Genomic DNA, 23250 nt, shown 5'->3' on the forward strand with positions numbered 1-23250 from the left:
GAGGTTGTGTTGCAGGAGGCGGGTATATGAAGTTCGGATCGCTGTTGTTCGCGGCTGCGCTTGCCCTGCTCGTGACTGACCCCGCCTCGGCCCAGACGGCTCCGGATCCCGACACGACATCGGTCGATGACGTGGCGGTGACGGCGGCGACCCGGCGAGGCATGGAAACCTATGCGCGGGACATCGGGTCCGGTCCGATGGGACGGCTGAGCCCGCGCTGGAACGACCGGATCTGTGTCCGGGTCGCCTATATGGACGCCGAGCATGCGGCCTATCTGAGGGACCGGATCGCGACCGTGGCCGAGGCGATCGGTCTGTCGCCTGACCGTTCGCCGGACTGCCGCGCGGACATCTCCATCTTCGCCTCGGACGATCCCGATGCGCTCGCCGCCGAACTGCTGGAGGCCGCGCCCCGCAATTTCCGGCCTGCCCGTAACGGGGTCAGTCTCGGCAATGCGGCGCTGGAGGCCTTCCTGGCTTCGGACGCCCCCGTGCGCTGGTGGCAGGTCAGCCTGCCGCTGATGGAGGATTCGGGCGAGATCGCCATCGCGTTGCAGGCCTCCGAACCCGGCCCCATGGCCCGGTCGGTCGTGGTGCGGAACGCCTCTCGCCTGCGCGGCAATGTCCGGGATGACCTGGCCGCGGTGACAATCATCCTCGACACGAAGCAACTGGTCGGCGTCCCCTTCAGCGCGGTCAGTGACTATGTCGCCTTCGTCGCCCTGGCTCCGGCCGATCCGCGCGTCGATACGGAACGCTTCGATACGGTGCTGAACCTGTTCCAGCGCCCCGGCCTCCCCGGCCTGACCGCGACGGACGGGGACTATCTGTACGCCCTCTATTCGGCCTCACGCGCCCCGATCAACGCCTCGGTCCAGGCCGCCGAGATCGCCGACCGCATGGCCACCGAGCGTCGACGGCGCGGGTCGGCGATGGAATGAAGCCTAGACCGGATCGGTCGGCTTGGGCGTGACCTCGGCGGGCGCCGGTTCGGGCGTCGCGGGCGTGTCGGGCAGGGGGATGAACTCCAGATCGTCCTCGGTCGGCAGGGCCATGCGGCCGGCCTTCCAGTCGGCCTTGGCCTGATCGATCCGCTCCTGTGAGGAGGCGACGAAATTCCACCAGATCAGCCGTTCGCCCACGGGCTCGCCGCCAAGGGCCATGACGGTGGACGGGGTCAGGGATTTGACGGTCGGCTCGGCCTGGGGCTCCAGTACGATCAGTTGACCCTCATGGAAGGTGCGGCCCGCGACCTCGATCTGGCCCTTGGCGACATACAGCGCGCGTTCGGACATGCCGCCGGCGCCCTTGCCCGGAGGCGGGGCGGTGCGCACGCCCTCCTGCATCTCCCAGTGGACGTAGAAGAGGGGCGAAGAGGTCTTCACCGCCGCCGAGGCGCCGTAAGCCTCGCCCGCGACCAGACGCGCGAACAGGCCGCCGTTCTCATAGGCGGGCAGGTCGGCCTCGCCGTGGTGGAAGAAGCCGGGGTCCATCTCCTCGGCCTCGTTGGGCAGGGCGATCCAGGCCTGCATCCCATGCATGGGGCCGCCCTGCGCCTTCTTCAGCGGGTCGGTGCGTTCGGAGTGGACGATGCCCTTGCCGGCCGTCATCCAGTTGACCTCGCCGGGACGGATGGCCTGGGTGAAGCCCAGGCTATCGCGGTGCATGATCTCGCCCTCGAACAGATAGGTCAGGGTCGACAGGCCGATGTGCGGATGCGGCCGCACATTGATGGCGTCTGATCCCGGCGCGAACTCGGCCGGGCCCATCTGGTCCAGGAAGATGAAGGGGCCGATCATCCGTCGCGAATGGAACGGCAGCACCCGGCCGACCTCGAACCCGCCAAGATCCTTGCGCCGCGCGTCGATCACCATCTCGATCATGTCGTATCCCCTCTGAGCCCGAAGCTTATCGCACGTGGGGGGTGATGATGCCGAGGGGAAGGGCGGTCACATTCTTCACGCCGCGCGTCACGATATGGCTTTCGCAGTCCGAGACGATGGCCAAAGCCAGCAGCTTCTCGCGCAGGAATTTGTCGAAGGCGTGCATGTCGGACGTGACGATGCGCAGCACATAGTCCTCGCGGCCGGTGATGGTCGCGCACTGGACGACCTCGGGCCAGTCGCTGACGGCGGCTTCGAAGGTCTGCAGGTTCTCGGACGAGGGCAGCATCAGCTTGACGATGGCGTAGACCTCGAAGTCCAGGCCCAGGAGCTTGGCGTCCAGCAGGGTGACGCGCTTGCGGATCAGGCCGGAATCTTCCAGTCTCTTGATGCGCCGCCAGCACGGCGAGGCGGACAGACCTACCCGATCGGCGACCTCCGCGACGGACAGCCCCGCGTCCTGCTGCAGGATGTCCAGAATTCTCGCGTCGATAGGATCGAGTTCGTCCGCCAAGGCGTTTCTCCGTTTGTCGTTATGGCGCAATAAAATACCCTTGAACCGCCATATGCAAGGCGAAATTCGGTAAGTCTTGATGCGCCGCGTCTGCTATCAGGCGCTATAAAGGCAAATGCGGCCGGATCAACCAGGCGCAGGCCAACAGGCAGGACCAAATGACCAGGAACACCCAGCCCCTGTCCCTGCGCGTTCCGGAGCCTTCGGGCCGCCCCGGAGACGCCCCGGACTTCAGCGGACTGAAGCTCGACGTCGCCGGCGCCGTCGACCGGCCGCCCGTCGATTCGCGGCCCGTGCAGATGATGGATCTGGCCTTCCGCCTGGTCCGGGTGCTGGACGATGAGGGGAATGCGGTCGGTCCGTGGAATCCGCGCCTCGATCCGGAGACCGCCCGTCGCGGCCTCAAGGCCATGATCCTGACCCGCGCCTTCGACGACCGGATGCACCGCGCCCACCGCCAGGGCAAGACCAGCTTTTATATGAAGTGCACGGGCGAGGAGGCCATCGCGGTCGCCCAGGGGATGATCCTGTCCCGCGAGGACATGGGCTTCCCCACCTATCGCCAGCAGGGCCTGCTGATCTCGCGCGGCTATCCGCTCGCGACGATGATGAACCAGATCTACTCAAATGCGGCCGATCCCATCAAGGGGCGTCAGCTGCCGATCATGTATTCGGCCAAGGACTTCGGCTTCTTCACCATCTCGGGCAATCTCGGCACCCAGCTGCCCCAGGCCGTGGGCTGGGCCATGGCCAGCGCTTACAAGGGCGACGACAAGATCGCCATCACCTGGATCGGCGACGGCTCGACCGCCGAGAGCGACTTCCACTCGGCCCTGACCTTCGCCAGCGTCTACCGCGCCCCGGTGATCATCAACGTCGTCAACAACCAGTGGGCCATCTCGTCCTTCCAGGGCATCGCCGGCGGCAATGAGACGACCTTCGCCTCCAAGGCCATCGGCTATGGCCTGCCCAGCCTGCGCGTCGACGGCAACGACTTCCTCGCCGTCTGGGCCGCGACCCAGTGGGCCGAGGAGCGGGCTCGCACCAACCAGGGCGCGACCCTGATCGAGATGTTCACCTATCGCGGCGCGCCGCACTCGACCTCGGACGATCCGTCAAAGTACCGCCCGGCGGACGAGCACGACCAATGGCCGCTCGGTGATCCGATCCAGCGCCTGCGCCAGCACCTGACCCTGATCGGGGAATGGGACGACGACCAGCACGAGGCGGCGCTCAAGGAGGCCGTCGAACAGGTCCGTCAGGCGGGTAAGGAATCCGAGGCCATCGGCACCCTGGGCCAGTCGCGCCCCTCGGTGAAGGAGATGTTCGAGGAGGTCTATGCGACCGAGGACTGGCGTCTGGTCGAACAGCGTAGCGAAGTGGGAATCTGATCATGACCGAGACCTACACCGCAGCCGATCAGCACGATGGCATCGATCCTGACATGGCCGACGCGACCGAAACCCCCGCCTCCGTCGCGGAAGGGACCGGTACGGTCCCGATGAACATGATCCAGGCCCTGAACGCGGCCCTGGCGGTCAAGATGACCGAGGATCCCAATGTCCTGTCGTTCGGCGAGGACACGGGCTATTTCGGCGGCGTTTTCCGCGTCACCGACCAGCTGCAGCAGAAGCATGGCCTGACCCGCAGTTTCGACGCTCCGATCAATGAGAGCGGCATCGTCGGCGCCGCCATCGGCATGGCCGCCTACGGCCTGCGCCCGGTCGTCGAGGTCCAGTTCGCCGACTACATCTATCCGGCCTACGACCAGATCGTCTCGGAAGCGGCCAAGATGCGCTATCGCTCGGGCGGCCAGTTCTCCAGCCCGATCGTGGTCCGCACCCCCTACGGCGGCGGCATCTTCGGCGGCCAGACCCACAGCCAGTCGCCGGAAAGCCTGTTCACCCATATCGCCGGGCTGAAGGTCGTCGTTCCGTCCAACCCCTATGACGCCAAGGGCCTGCTGACCGCAGCCATCGAGGACGACGATCCGGTCATCTTCTTCGAGCCCAAACGCCTCTACAACGGCCCCTTCGACGGCTGGCACCAGAAGCCGGTCTCGCCCTGGAAAGCCCAGCCCGAGGCCCAGGTCCCGATCGAGAAATACGTGGTGCCGATCGGCGAGGCGAAGATCGTTCGCGAAGGCTCTGACGTGACCATCCTCGCCTGGGGCACCATGGTCTGGGTCTCGCTGGCCGCCGCCGAACACGCGGGCGTCGACGCCGAGGTCATCGATCTGCGCACCCTCGTGCCGCTCGACATCGCGACCATCGAGGCCTCGGTGAAGAAGACCGGCCGCTGCGTCATCGTGCATGAGGCGCCGAAAACGTCCGGGTACGGAGCGGAGCTGTCCGCCCTGGTCCAGGAACGCTGCTTCTACCACCTCGAGGCGCCCATCGGCCGCGTCTGCGGCTGGGACACTCCCTATCCGCACGCCTTCGAGTGGGAATATTTCCCCGGACCGGAACGGGTCGCCACGGCCTTGAAAGCTGTCATGACCGGAGGCGCACGCTGATGGGACGCTATGTCTTCAAACTGCCCGACGTGGGCGAAGGCACCGCCGAGGCCGAACTGGTCGCCTGGCATGTGAAAGTCGGCGACCGCGTCGAGGAGGATCAGATCCTCGCCGACGTCATGACCGACAAGGCCACCGTCGAACTGACCTCGCCGGTGTCCGGCGTCGTCACCGCGACCCACGGCCAGCCCGGCGTCATGTCCGCCGTCGGTTCGCCGCTGGTGGAGTTCGAGGTCGAGGGCGCAGGCAACGCTTCCGACGCTCCGGAGCTCGCGCCGGCCGAAGCGGCCGCCGAGCCCGAAGCCGCCGACGAACCGGCCGAGGCCGCCGCGCCTGAACCCGCGCCGGAGCCCGTTGCGGCCGCTGCTGGCAACTACGTCTTCAAACTGCCCGACGTGGGCGAGGGCACGGCAGAGGCCGAGCTGGTCGCCTGGCACGTCAAGGTCGGCGACGCGGTCGAGGAAGACCAGCTTCTGGCCGAGGTCATGACCGACAAGGCCACCGTCGAACTGACCTCGCCCGTCATGGGCGTGGTCGTCGCCCTGACCGGCGAACCGGGCCGTCAGGTCCCCGTCGGCGGTCCGCTGGTGACCTTCACGGTCGAGGGCGCGGGGAATGTGTCCGCCGCCGCCCCGGCTCCGGTCGCCGCGCCAAAGCCTGTCGAAAAGCCCGCCAAGGCCGAGGCTCCGAAGCCCGCCCCGGCGAAGGCTGCCCAGGCTCCGAAGCCCGCAGCCTTCGCCGAGGCCGCGCCCGTCGCCCGCACAGCCCAGACCCCCGGCGTGCGTCCGCTCGCTTCGCCCGCCGTGCGCAACCGCGCCCGCGAACTGGGCGTCGAGCTGCAGTTCGTGCCCGGCTCCGGCCCGGCCGGCCGCATCGAGCACGCCGACCTCGACGCCTTCCTGGCGCGCGGGTCGCAGGCCCCGGCGGCTCCTGCCGCCACGGGTTCGCTCTACGCCCAGGCGGAGGGAACGACCGAGGTCCGCATCATCGGCCTGCGCCGCAAGATCGCGGAGAAGATGGCCGAGAGCGTGCGCCGCATACCGCACATCACCTATGTCGAGGAAATCGACATGACGGCGGTGGAGGAGCTGCGCGCCCATCTGAACGCACAGGCGAAACAGACGGGCAAGGCCAAGCTCAACGTCCTGCCCTTCATCGCCCGCGCCATCATCGTGGCCCTGCGCGACCAGCCGCAGATCAACGCCACCTATGACGACGAGGCCGGGATCCTGACCCAGCACGCCGCCGTGCATCTGGGTATCGCCGCCCAGACGCCGAACGGTCTGATGGTGCCCGTGGTGCGTCATGCCGAGGCGCGCGATCCCTACGACACCGCCGCCGAAATCGCCCGCGTCTCCGGCGCGGCCAAGGACGGTTCAGCCAAGCGTGAGGAGCTCTCCGGTTCGACCATCACCATCACCTCGCTGGGGACCCTGGGCGGCGTCGTCCATACCCCGATCATCAACCACCCCGAGGTGGCCATCGTCGGCCCCAACAAGATCGCCGAACGGGTGGTGGTGAAGGACGGCCAGATGGTGGTCCGCAAGATGATGAACCTGTCGTCCAGCTTCGATCACCGCATCGTCGACGGCCACGACGCGGCCGTCTTCGTGCAACGGATCAAGGGCCTGCTGGAGCACCCCGCCACACTGTGGATGGGGTGAAGCGCGTGCTGCGGCTGATCGCGGGCTCTGTGCTGGCCGCCTCGATGGCGTCGTCGGCATTGGCCTGTACGCTCATCATGGAGCCTCCGCCGCCCGGTCTCAGCCTGGCCGAGATGCGCGTCTTCGTCGAACGCCAGTTCTATGAAGGCGACCTCGCCAGTCAGAAGAAGCTATGGGCGGACTCCGACTATGTCTTCCTTGCCGAGGTGCGTTCGCTTCGCCTCGTCAGAGAGGACAACGTGGTGACAGAGCTCAAACCCGTCGTTTCCCTCAAGGGGGATGTGGGCGCAGGTCTCGTTCGGGATCGGTACAGTCCCGGCTTTGGCTCTACATGCGGACAGACCCCCTATCCCGGGATCGGGGAGACCGCCATCGTCTACGGGCACAGGCTGCCTTGGTGGCGACGGATGCTGCATTGGGGACGGCCCGAGGTCACCTCGGTGCTGACCCTCCGGAAAGTCGTGGACCGGCAAATCCCCGTCGAACTGCGCGCCGCCGCCGCCCGCCTTCGCAATACGAGCGTCAAATGACCCAGACCCTGAAAACCAAAGTCCTGATCATCGGCGCCGGCACCGGCGGCTATGTCGCGGGCATCCGTTGTGGCCAACTGGGCCTCGACACCGTGCTGGTCGACGGCGGCGACGGCCTCGGCGGCACCTGCCTGAACGTCGGCTGCATCCCGTCCAAGGCCATCATTCACGCGGCGTCGAAGTATGAGACGGTGCTCAAGGCCGCCGGCGACGGCACCCTGGGCATCACCGCGTCGGAACCGGCCATCGACCTGTCCAAGACGGTCGCCTGGAAGGACGGGATCGTCCGTAAGCTGAACAACGGCGTCGCGGCCCTGCTCAAGAAGGCGAAGGTCAAGGTCATCAAGGGCTGGGCGACCTTCGCCGACGCCAAGACCTGCGTCGTGAAGACCGAAGACGGCGACATCCGCATCACCGCCGAACACGTGATCCTGGCCACGGGCTCCGAGCCGGTCGAGCTGCCCTTCCTGCCCTTCGGCGGCGACGTCATCTCCTCGACCGAGGCCCTGTCGCTGGACGCGGTGCCCGGCAAGCTGGTCGTCGTCGGCGGCGGTTATATCGGGCTGGAGCTGGGCATCGCCTATCGCAAGCTGGGCGCCGAGGTGGCCATCGTCGAGATGGCCGACCGCATCCTGCCCCTCTACGACAAGGCCCTGACCGACCCGGTCATGAAGTGGCTGACCAGCCACGGCGTCGAACTCCACCTCGGCGCCCGCGCGGGCGGGTTCGGCGACGGCAAACTGTCCATCACGACCAAGGACGGCGAGCCCCTGCAACTGGACGCCGACAAGGTGCTGGTCACCGTCGGCCGTCGCCCCCGGACCAAGGGCTGGGGTCTGGAGAATATGGGCGTGACCATGGACGGTCCGTTCGTGAAGACCGACAATCGCTGCGCCACCAATATGAAGAACGTCTGGGCCGTCGGCGACCTGACCGGCGAACCCATGCTGGCCCACAAGGGCTCGGCCCAGGGCGAGGTGGTCGCCGAGATCATCGCCGGCCACGACAAGGTCTTCGACCCCGTCACCATCGCCGCCGTCTGCTTCACCGAGCCCGAGATCGTCTCCGCCGGCATCGGCCCGCTCGATGTCGAGGGCCGCGACGACGTCATCACCGCCGTCTTCCCGCTGGCCGCCATCGGCCGCGCCCTGGCCATCGAGGCGGGCGAGGACGGCGGCTTCGTCCGGGTTCTGGCCTCGAAGGATGACCATCGCCTGCTCGGCGTCCAGGCCGTCGGCCAGCACGTCGCCGAACTCTCCAACAGTTTCGCCCAGATGCTGGAAATGGGCGCGGTTCTGGAAGACGTCGCGGGCGTGATCCACGTCCACCCGACACTCGGCGAGGCCTTCCACGAGGCGACGCTGCGCGCGCTCGGGCACGCGATTCATATCTAGGGCGCTACCGCTCGCGACGCGGTCGCTCGCTGCTTGAGCGCTATCCCTCTCCCGGCGGGAGAGGGCTTGAGGCTCGCAGAGCGCAGCGATGCGCCAGCCGAAAGGGTGAGGGGCTGGCGTTGAACGGTGAGCGGGTACCCCTCACCCTTTCGCGCAAGTCTGATCGCCTGCGGCTCTCAGGCGCTCAAGCCCTCTCCCGCCGGGAGAGGGCTTTGCCTTTTAACCCCGCAGATCCGGCGGTGTCGCCTCTTCCGTCAGCAGACGGATCGCTTCTTCCACCGACACGATCGTCTGGGCCTGTGACCCGAGCCGGCGGATGGCGACCATGCCTTCCTCGGCCTCCTTGCGGCCGACGACGGCGATGGCGGGGACCTTGCCGACCGAGTGTTCGCGGATCTTGTAGTTGATCTTCTCGTTGCGCAGATCGGTCTCGACGCGCAGGCCCGCGGCGCGGAATTTGGCCGCAACCTCTTCGGCATAGCCGTCGGCATCGGAGGTGATGGTCGCCACCACCGCCTGCACCGGCGCGAGCCACAGGGGGAAGGCCCCGGCGTAGTTCTCGATCATGATGCCGATGAAGCGCTCGAACGAGCCCAGGATCGCCCGGTGCAGCATCACGGGGCGATGCTTCTGGCCGTCCTCGCCCGTATATTCCGCACCCAGACGTTCGGGCAGGACATAGTCGAGCTGGATCGTGCCGCAGGTCCATTCGCGGCCGATGGCGTCTTTGACGATGAAGTCCAGCTTGGGCGCGTAGAAGGCGCCGTCGCCCTCCGTCACCACCGGCTCGGTCCCGGCGGCGCGGGCCGCCTCGGCCATCAGGCTTTCGGCCTTGTCCCAGAACTCGTCCGTGCCGGCGCGGTTCTCGGGGCGGGTGCCCAGGCTGATATAGGCGGTCTCCATGCCCAGGTCGGCGTGGACGCTGCGCGCCAGCTTGATGAACTCGGCCGTCTCCTCGACGATCTGGTCTTCGCGGCAGAAGATGTGGGCGTCGTCCTGGGTGAAGCCGCGCACCCGCATCAGGCCGTGCAGCGAGCCGGACGGCTCATAGCGGTGACAGGCGCCGAACTCGGCCATGCGCAGGGGCAGTTCGCGGTACGAGCGCTGGCCCTGGTCGAAGATCTGCACGTGGCCCGGGCAGTTCATCGGCTTGAGGCTCAGTTCCTCGCCCTCGACCGTCTCGCAGACGAACATGTTCGGGCGGTACTTCTCCCAGTGGCCCGACTTCTCCCAGAAGGTGCGGTCCAGCACCTGGGGCGTCTTGACCTCGACATAGCCGGCCTTGTCCAGGCGGCGGCGCATATAGGCCTCCAGCACGCGCCACAGGACCCAGCCCTTGGGGTGCCAGAAGACCATGCCCCGGCCCTCTTCCTGCATGTGGAAGAGCTCCATGGCGCGGCCCAGCTTGCGGTGGTCGCGCTTCTCGGCCTCCTCGATGCGGAGCAGATAGGCGTCGAGATCGGCCTGGGTCGCCCAGGCCGTCGCATAGATGCGCTGGAGCTGCTGGTTGCGGTGATCGCCGCGCCAGTAGGCGCCCGCCAGCTTGGTCAGTTTGAAGGCCTTGCCCACGAACTTCGTCGAGGGGAAGTGCGGTCCGCGGCACAGGTCCTGCCATGGGCCCTGGTGATAGACGCTGATGTCCTCGGACGCGGGCAGATCGCGGATGATCTCGGCCTTGTACTTTTCACCCATGCCTTCGAAGCGGGCGATGGCCTCGTCGCGCGGCAGGACCTCGCGGACGATCTTCGCGTCGCGGTCGACGATCTCGGCCATCCGCTTTTCGATCTTCGCGAAGTCGTCCGTCGAGAAGGGCTCGTCGCGGGCGAAGTCGTAATAGAAGCCGTCCTCGATGGCCGGGCCGATGGTGACCTGGGTGCCGGGGAACAGCTCCTGCACCGCTTGGGCCATCACGTGGCTGGCGTCGTGACGCAGGGTGTCGAGCGCTTCGGGGCTGTCGCGCATGATGATCTTCAGCGCGCCCGAGCCACCGATGGGGGCGTCGAGGTCCAGAAGCTTGCCGTCCAGCTCGATCAGCGCCGCCTTCTTGGCCAGCGACGGCGAGATGGAGGTCGCCACGTCACGGCCCGTGGCGTCGGCGGGGTACTGGCGCACGGCGCCGTCGGGGAATTTCAGGTCGATCATAGGTCTGTCGTCTTTACGGGCGGAACCGGGTCGTATCCCGACCCGCCGAAGGGATGGCATTTACAGAGGCGTCGCACGGTGAGCCATCCCCCTTTGACCGGTCCGTGCTGGATCAGCGCGTCGCGGCCATAGTCGGAACAGGTCGGCAGGAACCGGCACGACTGCCCGAAGAAGGGAGACAGCGTCAGCTTGTAGCCCCGATGGGCCGCGCGGACGCCGCGTTCGTAGAGGGTGATGCCGGTGCGGGCCATGTTGGACACGCCTTAACCCGGTTTGCGGGTTCAGGCACGCCCTGTCAGGCGGCGCCGGCGAGGCTAGTTCGTGTGTCGGCGGTGTCGCGAGCCGAGGCCTGACGCACCGCGTCCAGCGTCGCCTCGAGGGCGACCATGGTCGAGGCGTGGCGCGCGGGGTAGTCGGCGACCAGTTTCAGGGCGCGCAGGCCCTCGAACCGGCCTTGCGGGCCTTCGCCGCCGGACTTGAGCATGGCCAGCATGGCGTCTCGCGCGTCGGCGACCTCTTGCAACGTCGCGCCGATGACGCTCTCGCCCACCACCCCGGCCGCGGCCTGACCCAGGGCGCAGGCCTTCACGTCCTGGGCGAAGTCGGCGACCCGGCCTTCGGCGTCCAGAACCACATCGACGATCGCCTTCGATCCGCACAGCTTGGCCACGCGCTCACCGGTGCCTTCAGGCATGGGCAAACGCCCGCTGTGCGGCAGGTTGGCCGCCAGCGACAGGATGCGCGCGCTGTAGAGCTCGTCGATCATGGTTTGAAGATAGGCGGTTCGGCGGCGTGATTCAAAGGGTCAGGCTCAACCGCCCATCCGTCCCGATCTCACACCGCACCCCTTCATAGCCGTCCAGCCTCGGATGGGCCGTTTCCAGGGGATGCGGATGGGCGGCGGTGATGACCACGACGTCGGCGGGCGCGGCCTCGGCGGCGGCGATGCCGGCCTCGGCGTCCTCGAACACCAGACAGTCCTCGATCTTGAAGCCCAGCCTTTCGGCGGCCAGCCGGAAGCCGGCGGGATCGGGCTTGCCGCGCTCGACGTCATGGGCGGTGACCACCAGGGCGGGCGGCGTCACCCCGGCCGCCTTCAAACGCGCCTCGGCCAGCTCGGGCGAGGCCGAGGTGACCACGGCCCAGCGGTCGGGCGGCAGGGTGGCGACGAAGGCGATGGCGCCGGGAATCTCCGCGACGCCGGCGGTGTCCTCGATCTCGCGGCGTGTCACCCAATCGACCTCGGCGTCCAGATCGATGTCCGTGAGGTTCTGTTTGCGGATGGTGTCGATGGCCCGGACGCCGTGGATGGTCGGCATGAAGACGTCCAGATCCAGCCCGTGCCGCCCGGCCCAGGCCGCCCAGGCGCGCTCGGCGGCGGCGACGGAGGTGATCAGGGTTCCGTCCATGTCGAACAGGAAGGCGTCGTACGAACGCGTGGGCAGTGCAGGGGAGGGCATGGCCTTCATCCAGCACGGGTCCGCCCGCGCCGCAAATGACAGGCCGTTACCGCCGGGAGGTCGTGAGCGCCTATTGGCCCTGCAGCGAGGTCCAGGTTCGGGCGGTCGACGATCCGGCGGGCAGCGAGGCGGGCGTCGCCTGGGGCGTCGACTTGTCGCGCAGCCATTGCAGATTGCGGTCGGCCTGTTCGGGCGGCAGGTCGCGGCGGATGATCTGCTCGGCTTCCGGCGTCTTGCCTTGCAGACCCAGCACCAGGGCGAGGTTCAGCCGCATCCTGGCCGTGGCGTTCGGCTGGGCCACCGCCCGGCGCAGCAGGTTCTCGGCGCCCGGCAGATTGCCGTCCGTCATCAGGGCCACGGCGGCATTGTTCAGGATCTCTGGATTGTCGGCCGACAGCTGCAGGCCTTCGTTCCAGGCCGCGCGGGCGTCGTCGGCGCGGCGCACCTGATTATAGGCCACGCCGAGCAGTGACAGCGGACGCCAGTCGCCGGGCGCCATGGCCTTCGCCTTTTCCAGGGCCGCGATGCCGTAGAAGCCCTGACCGCGCGCGATCTGGTCGCGGCCGAATTCCAGCATGGCGTCATAGTTGTCGGGCTGGACCGTCAGCACCGCCTGGGCGGTGTCGGCGGCCTGATCGTACTGGCCGAGTTCGCGCAGGGAGGCGGCCAGCTTGACCCCGGCGACCGGGTCGGCCGGATTGATGTCGCGCTCGCGGCTCCAGAACACCGATCGCGTCAAGGCGTCCATCCGCTCGGCGGCGGCGCGCTGTTCGGCCGTGGCGGGGACGGCGGCCGTGGCGGCCGGCGCCGGTTGGGCTTCGGACGTGCGATCTCCAGCCAGCGCTGGAGCGCCGATCAGGCCGGTCAGAACGAGGGCGGAGGCGAGGAAGAGGCGCGACATGGGACGCTCCCACAGGAATGAGCGGCCTTCAGAATCGCCTTTTGGCGTCAACCAGTGGTTAACGGACAGCCCGATCAGGCCTTTCGCACGATCACATGCATCGCCCCGTCGGTCGCCGTGTGGCTCGCGACGTCATAGCCGAGCCCCGGCAGGTCCAGTCCCGCCAGCAGGGCCTCGCCCGAACCCAGCAGCACCGGCGACACCGCCAGATGCATCTCGTCGATCAGCCCGGCCTCGAGGAAGGCGCGCACGGTCGAGACCCCGCCGCCGATCCGCACATCCTTGCCGTCCGCCTCCGCCACGGCCTGTTCGAGCACCTCCCGCACGTCGCCGGAGACGAAGTGGAAGACATTGTCGCCCTCCATCACCAGCGGTTCGCGCGGATAGTGGGTCAGGACGAAGATCGGCACATGATAGGGCGGGTTGGGGCCCCACCAGCCCTTCCAGTCGTCGTCGGGCCAGTCGCCGCGCACGGGCCCGAACATGTTGCGGCCCATGATCCAGGCGCCGACGTTCTCGAACCCCTTGATCGCGAAATCGTTGTCCGCCCCGGTCGAGCCGCCCTCGGCGCCGACCATGTCGTGGAAGGTCTTGGTGCCGCGCAGCCAGCTGTGCAGCAGTCCGCCGCGCTCGCCCATCGGGTCTTCCAGCGTCTGGACCGGCCCGGCCCCGAAGCCGTCCAGCGAGATGGTGAAGCCGTCCACGCGAACCCTGGTCATGGCTTGTTTCCCGCCGATTGAAGTCGCCGCGATGCTGGCGCGGCCGGACGAAAAGCGCAATGTACGAGGCTTCTTACCGACGCCTGCCCGGGATCGCCTGATGTCTGCTTCTTCGACCGCCGCCCTCATCGCCTCCGCCGGGACCGCCATCCCGGTGCGACTGGTCGGCAAGGACGCGGCGCTTGAGGGGCCGGTCGCCGCTTGGGCCATCGCCAACGCCTTCACCGGCAAGCCGGGCCAGCTGCTGCTGGTCGCCGGCGCGGATGGCGCCCTTTCCGAAGTCCTGTTCGGCATCGGCGCGGCCTTCGAGGCCAGGGCGCTGCGGGCGCTTTCCGCCAAACTGCCCGCCGGGACCTACCGGCTCGAAGGCGTCCCTGCGTCGGAGACCGGCGCCGCCGCGCTCCAGTTCGCGCTCGGGGCCTATCTGTTCGACCGCTACAAGGCCCGGCCCGAGCGCGGCGCCGTCCATCTGGTCGCGCCCGAGGGTGTCGACCTCGCCGAGACCCTGACCATCGCCTCGGCCTGCGCCCTGGCCCGGGAGATGGTCGATACCCCCGCCGCCGACATGGGACCGCTGCAGATCGAGACCATAGCCCGCGAGATCGCCCAGAGCGCCGGCGCGACGATTACGGTCACCGAAGGCGCCGCCCTGCTGGAAGACAACTACCCCGCCGTCCACGCCGTCGGCCGCGCCGCCGCCCCGCACCGCCAGCCGCGCGTGATCGAGATCGGCTGGAACCTCGACAAGACGGACCTCCCGCTCGTCGCCCTGGTCGGCAAGGGAGTGGTGTTCGACACCGGCGGCCTGGACCTCAAGCCCGCCGCGGGCATGAGAAACATGAAGAAGGACATGGGCGGCTCGGCGCACGCCCTGGCGCTCGGCCGGCTGGTCATGGCGGCGGGACTGAACGTCCGGCTGGTGGTGCTGGTCGCGGCGGTTGAGAACGCCGTCTCCGGCGACGCCTTCCGCCCCGGCGACATCCTCTCGAGCCGCAAGGGCCTGACCATCGAGGTCGGCAACACGGACGCCGAAGGTCGGCTGATCCTCGCCGACGTCCTGACCCGCGCCTCGGAGCATTCGCCCGATCTGACGCTGGATTTCGCCACCCTGACCGGGGCCGCCCGCGTGGCCCTCGGACCCGAGCTGCCGCCGCTCTACACCGATGACGAAGCCCTAGCCGCCGACCTGCTCAGCGCCGCTGCCGCCGTCGACGACCCCCTGTGGCGCATGCCGCTCTGGGCTGGCTACAAGGCCTCGATCGACAGCGAGATCGCCGACGTCAAAAACGATTCCGCCGCCTGGGCCCAGGCCGGGTCGGTCACCGCCGCCCTGTTCCTGCAGAAGTTCGCGCCGACGACCGGCGCCTGGGCCCATATGGACATCTTCGCCTGGAACAGCCGGGGCCGTCCGGGTCACCCCGAGGGCGGCGAGGCCCAGGCGATGCGCGCCTGCTACGAGATGCTGAAGCGCCGCTACCCGAAGGCGTAAGCTTTCCGTCCGAGGAGCCAACCCGCCGGGTCGGGATCGTCTGAGCGGGGAGGCTTCGGCGCGGTCGGCCGGGCCTTGAAGGCCTTCCGCCGTCCTCTCGTCAGAACCGTGCGGGCAGTGGTCACAACCTGACCGGCCAACGTCAGCACCCGATCCCTGACCGCCCGGAACCGCGTCGTCGCGGCCATGGCGACGGCGACGGCGGCCAGGTCCAGCACGGCGGCGGCGTCGAACATGGCCAGCCAGCCCATGACCTCGGGCGCCGCCATCCCGACCAGCCGCACACCCTCCCATTCGAAGAAGACGATCAGGGCGGTCGCCAGCGCGATCAGCACGCCCGCGAAGATCAGATGCCCGGGCCTGACCCGATTCAACCGCGCCGCCAGCGGTTCGACCAGCAGGCGGCTGAGGGCCCGCGCCATCGGGGTTTCGGGGAAGACGATCAGGATCGCGAGAATCCCCAGCAACAGGCTCAGCAGCATCGACCATCGTTCCCTTCGGCGTCCCTGCGATCTGGGAAACGAACGGTCACGCTTCAAGCTGTGCAAAACGCCTGGGGAAAAATCCTCCGCTGTTAACGCCGCTTTCGCCTTCCTTGCCCAGAGTGTGCGTCCGGGTCGTCAGGGACCCAGTCTCGTCGGGATTTGCGTGACCGCAGCCGCCGCCATCGAGGAACGCAGCTGGCTCCTTCGGCCCGATCTGGCCGAACTGGGGCTGGAGGGGCGCGTGCGCGCTCCGGCCTTCCGCGCGGTCGTCCCGATGCACGGCCGGCTGCCGGTCGCCGATATTTCGCTTTCCGCCGACCCGTCTTCCGAACGCGTCGACCAGCTGATCTTCGGCGAGGTCTTCGATGTGCTGGACCATGACGGCGACCGCCTCTGGGGCCGCGCTCGCCGCGATGGCGTCGTCGGCTGGATCGACCGCGCGGCCCTCGACCGGGGCGCGCCGCTCGCCACCCATCGCGTCGCCTCGACCACCGCCGTCCTGCCGCTGAACGCCCTGATCCATCACGCCTGGTCCGGCGTCGCCGCCGACGACCTCATGGAGACAGGCACGTTCGAGCGCGACCCCGTCGCCGTCGCCGAACGGATGCTGGGCACGCCGCATCAGCTGGGCGCCCGCACCTCGCGCGCCACCGACTGCTCGGGCCTGATCCAGTCCTGCCTCTATGCCTGCGGCCTCGCCGGCCCGCGTCGCACCGACGAACAGGCCGAGCTCGGTCATGCAGTCGACCGTGCGGACATCCGGCGCGGCGACCTCGTCCTCTGGCTCAAGCCCGACAGCGGCGAGAGCTGGACCGGTCATTCGGCTTTCGCCTTCGACGGCGATCGCCTCATCCACGCCACCGGTCACGCCGGGGCGGTGGTCATCGAGGATCTGGCCGGGGCCGAGGCGCGCTATGCCGCCGACGGCTTCTCGGCGCCCGTCTTCCGGCGCCTGTAAGCCCAAACGAAAAGGGCGGCCCGAAGACCGCCCTTCCCAACTCTGTATTCGACGGACGCCTCAGTGCGCGGCGGGCGCCGGCGCGGTCTGGGTGGTCGAGGCGCCGGCGGGACCGGCGGCCGGAACCGCAGCGCCCGAGGCCGGAGCCCCTTCAGCGGCGGCAGGCGCAGCGCCTTCCGCGGCCGGGGCGGCGGCGCCCGCGGCGGCCGGAGCCGCGCCGGGCTGACGCGAGGGATCCGGCGCCGGGATGGCGAAGCCGGTCGAGCCCTGCGAGCGCAGATAGGCGATCAGATTGATCCGGGTCGCGGTGTCGCGCAGGCCGGCGAAGGACATCTTGGTGCCGGGGACGTATTTCTGCGGCGCGGTGATGAAGGCGTCCAGCTCGTCATAGCCCCAGGTCGGGTGCTCGGCCCTGTGCTTGGCCATGGCGTCGTCATAGGCGAAGCCGGCGCGGTGCATGACCGGACCGCCGACCACGCCGTACAGGTTCGGACCGATGGCGTCGGGGCCGCCCTGGGCGTTGTTGTGGCAGGCCTTGCAGCGGGCGAAGGCGGCTTCGCCGGCGGCCAGGTCGGCGGCGGGCAGGACCGTGCCCCAGTCGGGCTTCAGCGCCGGGGCCTCGCCGCCCTCGGCCGCCTCATCGGGGACGTTGACCGCATAGCCGGCCTTCTCGGGAGCGTGGGTCGCATAGACGTGGACGCCCACCTGCTGCACCACGATGATCACGAAAGCCGTCGCCAGGCCGGCGCCGAAAATCTTGTTCCACTTCAGATCGCCGCTCATCCGTGTCGTCGCACCCCGTTTTGGGCCCCGCCGCTTGAATGGACGAGGCGAATTCTTGCGTGGGCGTCTCTGACACGCTAGCGCCGCAATCGCAACCGACCCACAACGCAGTTAGAAACGTCCCGCCGCAACAAGGCAACACCTGCACGATGAACCCGCTCATATTGATACCCGCTCGCATGGCGGCGACCCGTCTGCCGAACAAGCCGCTGGCCGATATCGGCGGCAAGCCGATGATCGTCCGGGCCTATGAAAGCGCCCTGAACTCGGGCCTGCCGGTCGCCGTCGCGGCGGGGGATCAGGAGATCGTGGACGTCATTACGGACATCGGCGGTCAGGCCGTCCTGACCGATCCGGACCTGCCCTCGGGTTCGGACCGGATTCGCGCCGCGCTCGAGGCCATCGATCCCGATGGCGACTACGATGCGGTGATTAATCTGCAGGGCGACATGCCCTTCGCCGATCCTGGTCTGGCCACGGCCTGCGCGGCCCTGCTGCACGGCGAGCCGACCTGCGACATCGCCACCCTGGTCGCCGCCGAATCAGACGTCTCGGACCGCACCAACGTCGATGTGGTGAAGGCGGTGCTCGCCCTCGCCGAGGGCGAACGTCAGGGAAAGGCCCTCTACTTCACCCGTTCGACCCTGTACGGCGACGCCCCGATCTGGCGTCACATCGGCGTCTACGGCTACCGCCGCGAGGCCCTGATGCGCTTCTGCGCCGCCCCCCCGTCGCCGCTGGAGAAGCGCGAGAAGCTGGAGCAGCTGCGCGCCCTGGAAATGGGCCTGTCGATCTGGGCCGCGACCATCGCCGAGGCCCCGCTGTCGGTGGACAATCCGGCGGATCTGGAAGCGGCGCGGGCATTCCTCCCCCAAGCGTAGCGCAGGGGGAGGGGGACCGCAGCGCGCTTGCGCTGTGGTGGAGGGGGCTGATCCAGATGCGGCGTGTGGGGCTGGCCCCCTCCACCGCTTCGCGGTCCCCCTCCCCCAATGGGGGAGGAACTAGACCTCAAACCCCTCCACCCACGCCTTGATCAGGGTGTGGGCGATGGCGAAGGGCGGCGGGGCCTTGATCGTCGGGTGGACGCCCGCGATGACATCCGCCGCTTCCACCCTTGTCAGCCATCTGACTTCTTCCAGCTCGGTCTGGTCCGGGGCCGCCTGGTCGTCGGACACCTCGGCGATCAGGCCGATCATCAGCTGGGACGGGAAGGGCCAGGGCTGGCTGGAGTGATAGCGGACGGCGGTGACCGTGAGCCCCGATTCCTCCTTGATCTCGCGGGCGCAGGCCTCCTCGATGCTTTCGCCGGGTTCGAGGAAACCGGCCAGCGCCGACATCCGCCCGGCGGGCCAGGCCGCCTGACGGCCCAGCAGGCACAGGGGCTCGGGCCCGCCCCTGTAGACCGGCAACATGATGGTCACCGGATCGACGCGCGGGAAATGCTCGGTCCCGTCGGCCGAGCAGATCAGCTTCCAGCCGCCGTTGGCGATGCCGTTCTTCTGGCCGCAGGCCGCGCAGAAGCCATGACGCCGCCGCCAGTCGAACAGGGCCTTGGCCGTGCCCGCCATGGCCGCCTCATTCCCCGGCAGGACGGCCGCCGCGTCGCGCATGCCGCTGAACTGGCCCAGGCCCCGCACCGGTCCGGTCGTCGGATCCTCGGGCGTCTCATATTCGATGGCGAAGACCGGCGCCTCTTTCCAGAGGCCCAGAAACAGCTCGCGGTCCTTCACCAGATCGCGCGCATGGGCCATCGACAGCCAAGCCAGTCTTGGACCTTCCGGTCCCTCCTCGAGCAGGGGCTGGCCCTCCCACAGCACCATGGCCAGGGCCTCGGGATGCGTCGCCTGCGCTTCGATCCAGCTGGGGTCGTTTCGGAGGTCTCCCGCCCGATCGAGCGGATTGCCGGCGAAGGTGTTCAGGACGGGAAGGCTCATGACCTGCACATAGCCTCCCGCGCGCCTTTGCGGGAGAGGCGCCTTGATCTCGCCGCCGGGATTCGCGATATGGGCCTCGGAGATCGGTGCGGGCGAAGGCTTCGCCAACCTGGTCAGGGCCGGAAGGCAGCAGCCACAACGAATTCCCCTTCGGGTCGTGTCGGTCTCCACTTTCCCACATTGTTGGCGCGCTACCGCTCGACGCGCGGCGTCTCGCTGCTTGAGCGCGTTGGTGCGCTAACGCTCCGCTCGTGGAGCGTCGCTGCTTGAGCGCGGCCCGATTTCCGCTCATCCCCGCGAAGGCGGGGACCCGGAATCCGGGAAAGAGGGACGCTAGTTCAGCGTCCGCCGCCCATCCGGAATATCCAGGCTGAACGCGGGAATGGCCGCCTCGAACACCCGGCCTTCGCCGTCGGTCATGGAATAGGCGCCGACCATCGAGCCGGACGGCGTCGTCAGCGGGCAGCCCGAGGCGTAGGAATAGCTGTCGCCCGGCGCGATCACCGGCTGTTCGCCGATGACGCCCGAGCCGCGCACCTCCTCGACATGGCCGCGCGCGTCGGTGATCACCCAGTGGCGCGAGATCAGCTGGATCGACGAGGTCCCCAGATTGACGATCTCGACCTGATAGGCCCAGACCCAGCGCCCGGCGTCGGGATCGGACTGGCCCGCCAGATAGCTGGGCCGGACCTTGACCAGGACCCCTTCGGTTTCAGCGATGTACGGCTTGCTGTCGTGCATGAATCCACAGTCGCGCGCCCCGCAAGGGTCTTCAACCCCGCTCGCTTTTCTGGCGGCCCCTCTCGCTTTCGAGGCGCAACGTGTATGGCTGTCGGAATGACATTCGACCTTTCCAAAGCCGGCATCCTGCCCTGCCAGTCCATCGAGACCCTGATCGCCACGGGCGCCATCACCTCGCAGACCCCCTTCGACGCCGACCAGGTCCAACCGGCCAGTCTGGACCTGCGCCTGTCCGACCGCGCCTGGCGGGTGCGCGCCTCCTTCCTGCCGGGCCAGCGTCTGGTCGCCGACCGCATCGCCGACGTCTCCATGCATCCGATCGACCTGTCGGGCGGCTATGTGATGGAGAAGGGCTGCGTCTATATCGCCGAGCTGCAGGAGCGGCTCAGCCTGCCCAAGGGCCTGATCGCCCGCGCCAATCCCAAGTCCTCGACCGGCCGCGTCGACGTCTTCGTGCGCCTGCTGACCGATCGCGGCGCCAGCTTCGACGACGTCGCCGAGGGCTATGAGGGGCCGCTCTATATGGAGATCGCGCCCCAGACCTTCTCCATCCTCGTGCGCCCCGGCACCCGGCTGAACCAGCTGCGGCTCAAGGCCGGCGAACCGCCGAAGCTTGAGACCCGTTCGGTCGGCGTCGATCTGCGCGGCGGCGACATCGTCGGCTTCCGCGGTCGCCGCCACGCCGGCGTCGTCGATCTGGAGAACATCGACGGCCACGACCCGCGCGACTACTGGGAGCCGCTGACGCTGCGTCGCGGCGAACTGCTGCTGGATCCGGGCGAGTTCTACATCCTGGCCTCATCCGACGCGGTCGAGATCCCGGTCGACCAGGCCGCAGAGATGACCCCCATCGACCCCTCGGTCGGCGAGTTCCGTGTCCACTACGCCGGCTTCTTCGATCCGGGTTTCGGCACCGACGAGGCCCATGGCGCGGGATCGAAGGGGGTGCTGGAGGTCCGCACCCACGACACGCCCTTCCTGCTGGAACACGGCCAGATCGTCGCGCGGCTGGTCTATGAACCCCTGACCGAAAAACCCACCCGCCTCTACGGCGAGGGCGGGAGCCACTACCAGAAGCAGGGCCTGAAGCTCTCGAAACACTTCAAGGTCTGGGGGTAGGACCTTCTCCTCACCATCGCCTTGCGATGGGGAGGTGGCGCGGCGCTCCTTCAGCGCCGTGACGGAGGGGGCTCTTTCTCTCGCCTTCGGATAGCGCGTCCGCATCCGGCCAAGAACCCCCTCCACCACCCGCCAAGCGGCAGGCGGTCCCCCTCCCCACGCTTCGCGCGGTGAGGATTACTCCAGTCGATCCGCCTTCCTCAGGCTCGGGAACATCTTCGCCCACAGGCCGGTGGCGGCCAAGGCGCCGAAGCCGCCGAAGATCGCGGCTCCGATCGGTCCCATGATCCGCGCCATCAGGCCGGTGAAGGCGTCGCCCAGTTCGTTGGACGCGCCGATGAACAGCATCGAGACCGAGGACACCCGGCCGCGCATCTCGTCGGGGGTGGCCAGCTGGATCAGGGTCTGGCGGATGTTGACGCTGATCATGTCCGCCGCCCCGGCGATGGCCAGGGCCACGCCCGAGACCCAGGCGATGCGCGAGACGCCGAACACCAGGGTGCAGATCCCGAACACGGCCACTGCGCCGAACATCCAGATCCCGCCTCGTCGCACGATCGGGAAGCGCGCCAGATAGAGCCCCATCAGGAAGGCTCCGACCCCGAAGGAGGCGCGGAACAGGCCGAAGCCCTCCGAGCCTACATGCAGGATGTCGCGCGCGAAGACGGGGATCAGCAGCGCCATCCCGGCCAGCAGCACAACGACCAGATCCAGCGAAATGGCCCCGATCACCACCCCGGTCTTCCAGATGTAGCTCAGGCCTTCTCCCACGGCCGTGATCCGGTCGCGCAGGTCGCCGCCTTCGCGGGCGTTCAGCGGCTTGCCGCTGGTCTTGACCAGAAGGATGCAGATCAGGGCGATCACGAACAGGGCCGCCGAGACGCCATAGGCGAAATTGATCCCGAAGCGGCCGATCAGCAGGCCGCCTGCGGCCGGGCCGGCGATGGCGCCGACCTGAAACGCCAGGGCCTGGGCGACGATGGCACGGGGCAGGGCGGCGCGGCCGACGACCATGGGCAGATAGGCCTGGCTGGCGGGGGCCAGGAAGGCGCGGCTGACCCCGAACAGGGCGGCGACGGCCAGCAGGGCCCACAGCGGTACGGCGCCGAGCAGGGCAAGGCCCAGGAACAGGACCGCGCAGGTCAGCTCCCCCGCCACCGAGACCGCCACGGTGCGGCGGCGATCGCGCCGGTCAGCCATCTCCCCGGCGGGCAGGGTCAGGATCAGCAGGGGGATGAACTGCACCAGCCCCACGGCGCCCGCATAGAGGGCCGCCTCCCGCACCGAGGCCCCGCCCACGCGCGCGAGGTCCAGCACCTGCCAGATCACCGTCGTCGACTGGATCTGGATCGCCAGCCCGGCCGCCACCCGCGTCACCCACAGATAGCGGAAGTCGGGGATGATCCACGGATTGGTCCCGTGGGCGGCCAGCGCCGCCTCGGCCACGGGCTTGGTGATCGGCTCGGGAGCGTCAGGTGCGTCGGTCATACTTGGGGTACGGTGTTCCGTCTCGGTGGTGGTAGCGGTCCGCGCCGAGCGGCAGGACCATGTCGATGTCGGGGTAGTCGCAGCCGTCGCCGGTCGGGTTGCGCGTCCCGACCTCCAGCAGGATGGCCAGACTGTCCGAACGGTTCTCGATCTTGTGGCCGTTGGGGACCCCGGCCTTGAAGCCCGCGCACTCCCCGGCGCGCAAAACGGTCTCGACCAGGGTTTCACCCGAGCCGTCCGCATTCGGCTGGCCCTCGACCAGAACCACCTCGCCCGAAACCACCCAGACGAATTCGTCCTCGGTGAAATGCCAATGCCGCTGCGAAGACCAGGCCCCGGCGGGAAGATGCAGCAGATTGACGCCAAACTGGTCCAGCCCGACCGCGTCGCCCAGACGCCAGCGGCGGCGGGGCCGGCACTCGGCCGCGTATTCGTCGGGGTAGGTAGTTCCGCTGATGGTCGGGGCGTCGGCGTTAACTATCTTGGGCACGGCCATCCCTTCTCGCAGTCGCACAAGACCCGTAAAGCATA

General features: G+C 68.5%; 24 protein-coding genes and 1 other RNA gene. 11 read left to right on the forward strand and 14 right to left on the reverse strand.

Annotation, left to right across the window (positions count from 1 at the left end; all coding sequences use genetic code 11):
* Positions 1-26: 26 nt before the first annotated feature.
* The gene (locus tag AC1ROD_RS02585; protein ID WP_492946694.1) at positions 27-941 is read left to right on the forward strand and encodes a hypothetical protein; all 915 of its coding nucleotides are present in this window, start codon (positions 27-29) and stop codon (positions 939-941) included.
* 3 nt (positions 942-944) lie between these two features.
* Here the strand turns inward: AC1ROD_RS02585 and AC1ROD_RS02590 are convergent, their stop codons facing one another.
* Both AC1ROD_RS02590 and AC1ROD_RS02595 read right to left on the reverse strand, forming a co-directional pair.
* Complete coding sequence (locus AC1ROD_RS02590; RefSeq protein ID WP_492946695.1) at positions 945-1883, reverse strand: pirin family protein; 939 nt, start codon at positions 1881-1883, stop codon at positions 945-947.
* 25 nt (positions 1884-1908) lie between these two features.
* A complete protein-coding gene (locus AC1ROD_RS02595; RefSeq protein ID WP_207869007.1) occupies positions 1909-2397 on the reverse strand; it encodes an Lrp/AsnC family transcriptional regulator in 489 nt (162 codons plus the stop codon).
* Between the two features lie 158 nt (positions 2398-2555).
* Between AC1ROD_RS02595 and AC1ROD_RS02600 the strand changes: the two genes are divergently transcribed.
* From AC1ROD_RS02600 to lpdA, 5 genes are read left to right on the forward strand one after another with little or no spacing between them, the layout of a single operon-like run.
* Positions 2556-3788: a 3-methyl-2-oxobutanoate dehydrogenase (2-methylpropanoyl-transferring) subunit alpha gene (locus AC1ROD_RS02600; protein WP_492946696.1), complete on the forward strand. Its 1233-nt coding sequence runs from the start codon at positions 2556-2558 to the stop codon at positions 3786-3788.
* A 2-nt stretch (positions 3789-3790) separates the two neighbouring features.
* On the forward strand, positions 3791-4912 hold the full coding sequence (locus AC1ROD_RS02605) for an alpha-ketoacid dehydrogenase subunit beta (RefSeq protein WP_492946697.1): 1122 nt from the start codon (positions 3791-3793) through the stop codon (positions 4910-4912).
* The gene (locus AC1ROD_RS02610) at positions 4912-6576 is read left to right on the forward strand and encodes a dihydrolipoyl dehydrogenase family protein (protein WP_492946698.1); all 1665 of its coding nucleotides are present in this window, start codon (positions 4912-4914) and stop codon (positions 6574-6576) included. The genes AC1ROD_RS02605 and AC1ROD_RS02610 overlap by 1 nt, the downstream gene beginning before the upstream one ends.
* Complete coding sequence (locus AC1ROD_RS02615) at positions 6573-7106, forward strand: hypothetical protein (RefSeq protein ID WP_492946699.1); 534 nt, start codon at positions 6573-6575, stop codon at positions 7104-7106. Before AC1ROD_RS02610 ends, AC1ROD_RS02615 begins: the two co-directional genes overlap by 4 nt.
* Positions 7103-8500, forward strand: a complete 1398-nt coding sequence (gene lpdA, locus AC1ROD_RS02620) for a dihydrolipoyl dehydrogenase (protein WP_492946700.1) — start codon at positions 7103-7105, stop codon at positions 8498-8500. The genes AC1ROD_RS02615 and lpdA overlap by 4 nt, the downstream gene beginning before the upstream one ends.
* A 219-nt stretch (positions 8501-8719) precedes the next feature.
* Here the strand turns inward: lpdA and thrS are convergent, their stop codons facing one another.
* The 6 genes from thrS to AC1ROD_RS02650 form a co-directional block, all read right to left on the reverse strand.
* On the reverse strand, positions 8720-10642 hold the full coding sequence (gene thrS / locus AC1ROD_RS02625) for a threonine--tRNA ligase (protein WP_492946701.1): 1923 nt from the start codon (positions 10640-10642) through the stop codon (positions 8720-8722).
* Positions 10639-10878 carry a membrane protein insertion efficiency factor YidD gene (yidD, locus tag AC1ROD_RS02630; RefSeq protein WP_492947724.1) on the reverse strand — a complete coding sequence of 80 codons (240 nt, stop codon included), beginning with the start codon at positions 10876-10878 and terminating at the stop codon, positions 10639-10641. Before yidD ends, thrS begins: the two co-directional genes overlap by 4 nt.
* A 59-nt stretch (positions 10879-10937) precedes the next feature.
* Positions 10938-11408 carry an iron-sulfur cluster assembly scaffold protein gene (locus tag AC1ROD_RS02635; protein WP_492946702.1) on the reverse strand — a complete coding sequence of 157 codons (471 nt, stop codon included), beginning with the start codon at positions 11406-11408 and terminating at the stop codon, positions 10938-10940.
* A 31-nt stretch (positions 11409-11439) separates the two neighbouring features.
* Entirely contained in the window at positions 11440-12102 is a 663-nt protein-coding gene (locus AC1ROD_RS02640) for an HAD-IA family hydrolase (RefSeq protein WP_492946703.1), read from the reverse strand.
* A 70-nt stretch (positions 12103-12172) separates the two neighbouring features.
* Positions 12173-13003: a tetratricopeptide repeat protein gene (locus AC1ROD_RS02645; protein WP_492946704.1), complete on the reverse strand. Its 831-nt coding sequence runs from the start codon at positions 13001-13003 to the stop codon at positions 12173-12175.
* A 74-nt stretch (positions 13004-13077) separates the two neighbouring features.
* Positions 13078-13722, reverse strand: a complete 645-nt coding sequence (locus AC1ROD_RS02650) for a dihydrofolate reductase family protein (RefSeq protein WP_492946705.1) — start codon at positions 13720-13722, stop codon at positions 13078-13080.
* A gap of 100 nt (positions 13723-13822) precedes the next feature.
* On the opposite strand from AC1ROD_RS02650, the gene AC1ROD_RS02655 reads away from it, so the two are divergent.
* Positions 13823-15211, forward strand: a complete 1389-nt coding sequence (locus AC1ROD_RS02655) for a leucyl aminopeptidase family protein (RefSeq protein ID WP_492946706.1) — start codon at positions 13823-13825, stop codon at positions 15209-15211.
* On the opposite strand, the gene AC1ROD_RS02660 is transcribed toward AC1ROD_RS02655, so the two are convergent.
* Complete coding sequence (locus AC1ROD_RS02660; protein ID WP_492946707.1) at positions 15196-15693, reverse strand: hypothetical protein; 498 nt, start codon at positions 15691-15693, stop codon at positions 15196-15198. The two genes, AC1ROD_RS02655 and AC1ROD_RS02660, sit on opposite strands and share 16 nt — an antisense overlap.
* A gap of 166 nt (positions 15694-15859) precedes the next feature.
* On the opposite strand from AC1ROD_RS02660, the gene AC1ROD_RS02665 reads away from it, so the two are divergent.
* Positions 15860-16654, forward strand: a complete 795-nt coding sequence (locus AC1ROD_RS02665; RefSeq protein ID WP_492946708.1) for a C40 family peptidase — start codon at positions 15860-15862, stop codon at positions 16652-16654.
* 60 nt (positions 16655-16714) lie between these two features.
* On the opposite strand, the gene AC1ROD_RS02670 is transcribed toward AC1ROD_RS02665, so the two are convergent.
* Positions 16715-17437 carry a c-type cytochrome gene (locus AC1ROD_RS02670; protein WP_492946709.1) on the reverse strand — a complete coding sequence of 241 codons (723 nt, stop codon included), beginning with the start codon at positions 17435-17437 and terminating at the stop codon, positions 16715-16717.
* Between the two features lie 149 nt (positions 17438-17586).
* Between AC1ROD_RS02670 and AC1ROD_RS02675 the strand changes: the two genes are divergently transcribed.
* Positions 17587-18318, forward strand: a complete 732-nt coding sequence (locus tag AC1ROD_RS02675) for a 3-deoxy-manno-octulosonate cytidylyltransferase (protein WP_492946710.1) — start codon at positions 17587-17589, stop codon at positions 18316-18318.
* A 120-nt stretch (positions 18319-18438) separates the two neighbouring features.
* Here AC1ROD_RS02675 and nudC read toward each other — a convergent pair whose 3' ends face one another.
* Entirely contained in the window at positions 18439-19371 is a 933-nt protein-coding gene (nudC, locus tag AC1ROD_RS02680; protein WP_492946711.1) for an NAD(+) diphosphatase, read from the reverse strand.
* Positions 19372-19448: 77 nt separating this feature from the next.
* On the opposite strand from nudC, the gene ffs reads away from it, so the two are divergent.
* Positions 19449-19544: signal recognition particle sRNA small type (gene ffs, locus AC1ROD_RS02685), an RNA gene on the forward strand.
* A 160-nt stretch (positions 19545-19704) separates the two neighbouring features.
* Here ffs and apaG read toward each other — a convergent pair.
* Complete coding sequence (gene apaG / locus AC1ROD_RS02690) at positions 19705-20112, reverse strand: Co2+/Mg2+ efflux protein ApaG (RefSeq protein WP_492946712.1); 408 nt, start codon at positions 20110-20112, stop codon at positions 19705-19707.
* Between the two features lie 96 nt (positions 20113-20208).
* On the opposite strand from apaG, the gene AC1ROD_RS02695 reads away from it, so the two are divergent.
* Positions 20209-21231, forward strand: a complete 1023-nt coding sequence (locus tag AC1ROD_RS02695; RefSeq protein ID WP_492946713.1) for a 2'-deoxycytidine 5'-triphosphate deaminase — start codon at positions 20209-20211, stop codon at positions 21229-21231.
* Positions 21232-21408: 177 nt separating this feature from the next.
* Here the strand turns inward: AC1ROD_RS02695 and AC1ROD_RS02700 are convergent, their stop codons facing one another.
* Positions 21409-22719: an MFS transporter gene (locus AC1ROD_RS02700; protein ID WP_492946714.1), complete on the reverse strand. Its 1311-nt coding sequence runs from the start codon at positions 22717-22719 to the stop codon at positions 21409-21411.
* A complete protein-coding gene (locus tag AC1ROD_RS02705) occupies positions 22703-23209 on the reverse strand; it encodes a cupin domain-containing protein (RefSeq protein ID WP_492946715.1) in 507 nt (168 codons plus the stop codon). Before AC1ROD_RS02705 ends, AC1ROD_RS02700 begins: the two co-directional genes overlap by 17 nt.
* Positions 23210-23250: the final 41 nt, after the last annotated feature.

The organism is Brevundimonas sp. GW821-FHT12E07 (assembly GCF_058807035.1).

What these genes read in the sequence shown, in the direction of transcription:
- thrS (WP_492946701.1), bottom strand. Translation starts at nt 10,642, where the DNA reads ATGATCGACCTGAAATTCCCCGACGGCGCCGTGCGCCAGTACCCCGCC.
- AC1ROD_RS02675 (WP_492946710.1), top strand. Translation starts at nt 17,587, where the DNA reads ATGAACCCGCTCATATTGATACCCGCTCGCATGGCGGCGACCCGTCTG.
- AC1ROD_RS02605 (WP_492946697.1), top strand. Translation starts at nt 3,791, where the DNA reads ATGACCGAGACCTACACCGCAGCCGATCAGCACGATGGCATCGATCCT.
- AC1ROD_RS02695 (WP_492946713.1), top strand. Translation starts at nt 20,209, where the DNA reads ATGACATTCGACCTTTCCAAAGCCGGCATCCTGCCCTGCCAGTCCATC.
- AC1ROD_RS02635 (WP_492946702.1), bottom strand. Translation starts at nt 11,408, where the DNA reads ATGATCGACGAGCTCTACAGCGCGCGCATCCTGTCGCTGGCGGCCAAC.
- AC1ROD_RS02650 (WP_492946705.1), bottom strand. Translation starts at nt 13,722, where the DNA reads ATGACCAGGGTTCGCGTGGACGGCTTCACCATCTCGCTGGACGGCTTC.
- AC1ROD_RS02610 (WP_492946698.1), top strand. Translation starts at nt 4,912, where the DNA reads ATGGGACGCTATGTCTTCAAACTGCCCGACGTGGGCGAAGGCACCGCC.
- lpdA (WP_492946700.1), top strand. Translation starts at nt 7,103, where the DNA reads ATGACCCAGACCCTGAAAACCAAAGTCCTGATCATCGGCGCCGGCACC.
- AC1ROD_RS02670 (WP_492946709.1), bottom strand. Translation starts at nt 17,437, where the DNA reads ATGAGCGGCGATCTGAAGTGGAACAAGATTTTCGGCGCCGGCCTGGCG.
- AC1ROD_RS02640 (WP_492946703.1), bottom strand. Translation starts at nt 12,102, where the DNA reads ATGCCCTCCCCTGCACTGCCCACGCGTTCGTACGACGCCTTCCTGTTC.
- AC1ROD_RS02660 (WP_492946707.1), bottom strand. Translation starts at nt 15,693, where the DNA reads ATGCTGCTGAGCCTGTTGCTGGGGATTCTCGCGATCCTGATCGTCTTC.
- AC1ROD_RS02700 (WP_492946714.1), bottom strand. Translation starts at nt 22,719, where the DNA reads ATGACCGACGCACCTGACGCTCCCGAGCCGATCACCAAGCCCGTGGCC.
- AC1ROD_RS02645 (WP_492946704.1), bottom strand. Translation starts at nt 13,003, where the DNA reads ATGTCGCGCCTCTTCCTCGCCTCCGCCCTCGTTCTGACCGGCCTGATC.
- AC1ROD_RS02590 (WP_492946695.1), bottom strand. Translation starts at nt 1,883, where the DNA reads ATGATCGAGATGGTGATCGACGCGCGGCGCAAGGATCTTGGCGGGTTC.
- AC1ROD_RS02585 (WP_492946694.1), top strand. Translation starts at nt 27, where the DNA reads ATGAAGTTCGGATCGCTGTTGTTCGCGGCTGCGCTTGCCCTGCTCGTG.
- apaG (WP_492946712.1), bottom strand. Translation starts at nt 20,112, where the DNA reads ATGCACGACAGCAAGCCGTACATCGCTGAAACCGAAGGGGTCCTGGTC.
- nudC (WP_492946711.1), bottom strand. Translation starts at nt 19,371, where the DNA reads ATGAGCCTTCCCGTCCTGAACACCTTCGCCGGCAATCCGCTCGATCGG.
- AC1ROD_RS02600 (WP_492946696.1), top strand. Translation starts at nt 2,556, where the DNA reads ATGACCAGGAACACCCAGCCCCTGTCCCTGCGCGTTCCGGAGCCTTCG.
- AC1ROD_RS02655 (WP_492946706.1), top strand. Translation starts at nt 13,823, where the DNA reads ATGTCTGCTTCTTCGACCGCCGCCCTCATCGCCTCCGCCGGGACCGCC.